Here is a 2,126-nt window from a genome sequence, read left to right as displayed (position 1 = left end):
GCGCCATCGCCACCATGTTCACCGGCCTCACCGTCGCCAACATCGTCGGCGTGCCGCTGGGCACCTTCATCGGCCAGGCCGTCGGCTGGCGCGTCACCTTCGCCGGCGTCGCCGCACTCGGCGTGATCGGCCTACTCGGCATCGCGAAGCTGGTACCCGCCATGCCCCGCCCCGAGGGCGCCCACCTGCGGCGCGAGCTCACGGCGTTCCGCAACCCCCAGGTCCTGCTCGCCATGGCGATGACCGTCCTCGGCTTCGGCGGCGTTTTCGCGGCGATCACCTACATCGCCCCGATGATGACCCACACGGCCGGCTACTCCGACGGCGCCGTCACCTGGCTGCTGGTCCTGTTCGGCATCGGCATGTTCCTCGGCAACCTGCTCGGCGGCAAGTTCGCCGACCGCAAGCTGATGCCGATGCTCTACGCCTCTCTCGGCGGACTCGCCGTCGTGCTGGCGCTGTTCACCGTCACCGCCCACAACAAGATCCTGGCCGCGGTGACCATCCTGCTCGTCGGGGGGCTCGGCTTCGCCACCGTCCCACCGCTCCAGAAGCGGGTCCTGGACCAGGCGCACGGCGCGCCCACCCTGGCCTCCGCCGTCAACATCGGCGCCTTCAACCTCGGCAACGCCCTTGCCGCCTGGCTCGGCGGAATGGTCATCTCCGCCGGCCTCGGTTACACCGCCCCGAACTGGGTCGGCGCGCTGCTCGCCGGAGCCGCGCTCCTGCTGGCCGTCTGGTCCGCCGCCCTGGAGCGCCGAACCCCCGTACGGGAGAGCACCCCCGCCGCCGCTCCCACCCCCGCCGCCGTCGCCGTCGCCGTCCACCACTGACCGCCCTCCGTTCCCCCTCCCCCGTTCCTTCCAGGAGAAGAGCCACCATGAGCACCACCCTCACCCCGCTGACCACCGCCGACGCCGAGACCCTCGTCGACGCCGCCCGACGCGCCGCCCGGGCGGCCGGGGTCGCGGTCAGCGTCACCGTCCTGGACGCGGGCGGCCACCCGCTCGCCTTCCTCCGCGACGACAGCGCCGTGCTGATCTCCGGCGAGACCAGCACCCGCAAGGCGTACACCGCCCTCCAACTGGGCGCCCCCACCGCCGACCTGGTCGACCTCGTCAAGCCGGACGGACCCTTCCACACCCTGCCCACCGCGCTCGACCGGCCGCTCCTGTTCATCGCCGGCGGCGTCCCGATCCACCGCGACGGCAGGCTCGTCGGCGCCATCGGCCTCGGCGGCGGCGCCCCCGAGCAGGACCACTCGTTCGCCACCGCCGCGCTGACGAAACTCCCCCGGTGACCCGCACCCCGCAGGAGGTCTTCGCCGACCACGGTCGGCGCCTGGGCACCGGGGACCTCGACCACATCGCCGGGAACTACACCGAGGACACCGTCCTCATCACCCCCGAGGGCGCGTTCCGCGGCCACGACGGGGTCCGCCGGGTCATCGGCCGCCTCCTGGCCGATCTCCCGGACGCCGACTGGCACCTGGACCCGCGGTTCGCGGGCGGAGTGCTGTTCCTCCAGTGGACCGCCGCCACCGCCACCCACCGGGTCACCGACGGCACCGACACCTTCGTCTTCCGCGACGGACTCATCAGCGCCCAGACCGTCCGCTACACCCTCACCGCCCACCCTCACTGAAGGAAGCACGCACCATGAACAACCCCACCGTCCCCACCGTGAAGCTCAACAACGGCGTCGAGATCCCCCAGCTCGGCTTCGGCGTCTTCCAGGTCCCCGACGACCAGACCACCGCCGCCGTCACCTCCGCCCTGGAGGCCGGCTACCGCAGCATCGACACCGCCGCAATCTACGGCAACGAGACCGGCGTCGGCCGAGCGCTCGCGGCGTCCGGCCTGCCGCGCGAGGAACTGTTCGTCACCACCAAGCTGTGGAACGCCGACCAGGGCTACGACAAGACCCTGCGCGCCTTCGACACCGCTCTCGGCAAGCTCGGCCTCGACACCGTCGACCTGTACCTGATCCACTGGCCCACCCCCGAGCGCGACCTCTACCTCGACTCCTGGCGCGCCATCGAGCGCCTCACCGCCGAGGGCCGCATCCGCGCCGCCGGCGTCTCCAACTTCCAGCCCGCCCACCTCCGGCGCCTGATGGACCACAGC

4 protein-coding genes are annotated in these 2,126 nt (G+C 72.2%); all 4 read left to right on the top strand.

The features are described from left to right. Positions 1 to 833 (top strand): MFS transporter (locus tag ACFXMF_RS47580; protein ID WP_380021330.1); only part of this gene is annotated, 833 nt, incomplete at its 5' end. A gap of 47 nt (positions 834 to 880) precedes the next feature. Beyond that, positions 881 to 1,300 carry a heme-binding protein gene (locus tag ACFXMF_RS47575; RefSeq protein WP_360317970.1) on the top strand — a complete coding sequence of 140 codons (420 nt, stop codon included), beginning with the start codon at positions 881 to 883 and terminating at the stop codon, positions 1,298 to 1,300. Beyond that, a complete protein-coding gene (locus ACFXMF_RS47570; protein WP_379992663.1) occupies positions 1,297 to 1,644 on the top strand; it encodes a nuclear transport factor 2 family protein in 348 nt (115 codons plus the stop codon). The genes ACFXMF_RS47575 and ACFXMF_RS47570 overlap by 4 nt, the downstream gene beginning before the upstream one ends. Before the next feature lie 14 nt (positions 1,645 to 1,658). Next, the coding region (locus ACFXMF_RS47565) for an aldo/keto reductase (protein ID WP_380021328.1) at positions 1,659 to 2,126 on the top strand (468 nt) is incomplete at its 3' end.

It is taken from the genome of Embleya sp. NPDC059213, from assembly GCF_042754445.1.
In the GTDB taxonomy this organism is placed as follows: Bacteria; Actinomycetota; Actinomycetes; order Streptomycetales; family Streptomycetaceae; genus Embleya.
Note: the sequence above shows the minus strand (reverse complement) of the source record. Positions and strands in the feature narration are given on the sequence as shown.

Coding starts and splice junctions, on each gene's coding strand:
- ACFXMF_RS47575 (WP_360317970.1), top strand. CDS start 881: ATGAGCACCACCCTCACCCCGCTGACCACCGCCGACGCCGAGACCCTC.